Source organism: Limosilactobacillus viscerum (assembly GCF_947387525.1).
GTDB lineage: Bacteria > Bacillota > Bacilli > Lactobacillales > Lactobacillaceae > Limosilactobacillus > Limosilactobacillus viscerum.
The window spans coordinates 1-1,852 of sequence record NZ_CANDNW010000057.1; the positions used below are offsets into that span (position 1 = coordinate 1).

At 40.1% G+C, this 1,852-nt stretch carries 3 protein-coding genes; 1 reads left to right on the forward strand and 2 read right to left on the reverse strand.

Features of this window, described 5'->3' with window-relative positions:
- Positions 1 to 62 precede the first annotated feature (62 nt).
- Positions 63 to 785 carry a DeoR/GlpR family DNA-binding transcription regulator gene (locus QOS07_RS09150; protein WP_283588636.1) on the forward strand — a complete coding sequence of 241 codons (723 nt, stop codon included), beginning with the start codon at positions 63 to 65 and terminating at the stop codon, positions 783 to 785.
- Between the two features lie 71 nt (positions 786 to 856).
- Here QOS07_RS09150 and QOS07_RS09155 read toward each other — a convergent pair whose 3' ends face one another.
- Together QOS07_RS09155 and QOS07_RS09160 are read right to left on the reverse strand one after the other, a co-directional pair.
- Positions 857 to 1,654 carry a Cof-type HAD-IIB family hydrolase gene (locus QOS07_RS09155; protein WP_283588637.1) on the reverse strand — a complete coding sequence of 266 codons (798 nt, stop codon included), beginning with the start codon at positions 1,652 to 1,654 and terminating at the stop codon, positions 857 to 859.
- Positions 1,655 to 1,666: 12 nt separating this feature from the next.
- Positions 1,667 to 1,852: hypothetical protein (locus QOS07_RS09160; protein ID WP_283588638.1), on the reverse strand; the 186-nt coding region annotated here is incomplete at its 5' end.

A 1,852-nucleotide genomic window follows, 5' to 3' on the forward strand; every position in this document is an offset into this window, starting at 1 on the left:
CGAAAAGTGTTAAATTATGAAACCCCATATGAGGTATTTTTTGAGAAACCGTTGCACTTGGTTTGACAATTCGTCAGCAAAAAAAAGACACAACAGTTCATGATTTAGCTGAAGAACTATCAGTTTCCGAAATGACAATTCGACGCGATTGTGAGACTCTTAGTACAATGGGGAAGCTAAAGTTATCTTTTGGAAAGATAAGCTACATTAATGAAAATGATAGTGAGGTACTACAAAAACAAATTTCATTAATTAACGAAAAGATAGCTGCCGCTGCCGCTGATTATATTCAAGACGGACAAACGATTTTTATAAACTCAAGTCGAACGGCAATTAAGGTTTTGAATTATCTTCATAAGCGAGTAAATGTTATTACTAATAACTTGATGGTGACACAGGCAAAGCTTGATAGTCAATTATTTGTTGTGCTTAGCGGAGGTGAAGTTAAGAGTGGATTACACTCACTAACTGGTGATGAAGCTTTGGAAGCATTTCGAAAAGTTCGTGCGTCGATAAGTGTGATTGGTTGTTCAGGGCTTGATATTAATGGTGGTCTAACTACAACGCATATTCGTGAAGGGCAGATTAACCGGACAATTATTAATAACTGTAATCGGCTAGTAGTTTTAGCAAATTATACTAAGCTTCATAAAATTGCTAATTTTACTGTAGGAAAAGTCGATGATATTGATACTCTCGTAACTGATGAATTTGCTGATGAAAGTTTGATTAAGCAACTGCGTGCACGTAATATTGAAGTTATTCAAGTTCCAATTACAAAGTAATATTTAATAAATAGCCACTCTCAGATTTACTATATAAATTAGTAAATTTGAGGGTGGCTGTTGTTTTTAAATTAGTTTAAAAGGAGTCTTGCTAACTGGTGAAGGACAGCTTGGTCGTTATTAGAACCAATAACTTCGGTTGCCGCCGATTGAACATTGTGAGGGGCGTTCCCCATTGCATAGCTGGTACCGGCAAGATCAAACATTTCCAGGTCATTTTCACCATCACCAAAGACGGCAAGTTCATCGGGAGAAACGTTCCACCGGTCAAGGAGTAGTTTTAGCCCATAAGATTTATCCATGTGGGGGATAATTAAATCAATGGCACCGTAACCACTAGCGGTTGCCCGGATAACACCTTTAAACCTGGTATTGATATCATGTGAAATTTCTGCTTGGTGTTCGTGAGGAACATTTAGCGCGAATTTAAAAATAAAATCGTCAGTAACGTCGGTTATCCGGTTTACATTCTTGGTCCGGGTATAAAAATTAGGGATGATCTTTTTAAATTTTTCATCGGTGCTTTCTGGGACGTAGGCGAACTGCCGACCACTAGCACAGTAGTTGACGCCGGGGAGGGAATCGAGGTATTCCGTCACAGCTTTAACATCACTCGGTTGCAGGCGGTCACAAGCGATTTCTTCGTTACGATCAACTGTTAAAACGCCATTCTCGGCGACATATGCCAGTTGGTCAGCCTGGTCAGGAAAAAGTGAACGAAGGAAGTAGTACTGGTCACCACTTGCGATAATAAAGCGAATGCCTTGATCTTCCATTGCTTCATAGACTTTCTTAAATAAATCGCGGTCATATGTCCGGTCTTGCCGGAGAAAGGTCCCATCAATATCAGTTGCGACAGCGCGAATCATAGTGGTTCCTCCTTAAATATAATTCATTTCTATGATAACTGATTTGGTAGTTGCCTGCAGGAATACGGAAGAAAAAAAGACGCTGATGCATTGCACCAACGTCCTTTTTACTCTTTTGCATGGCCCTAATTCGGCCTGCTCCACACTCATAGGTAACGTGTTGCGCAGGCCCGGGCCTAATGCATAACAAACAACTGG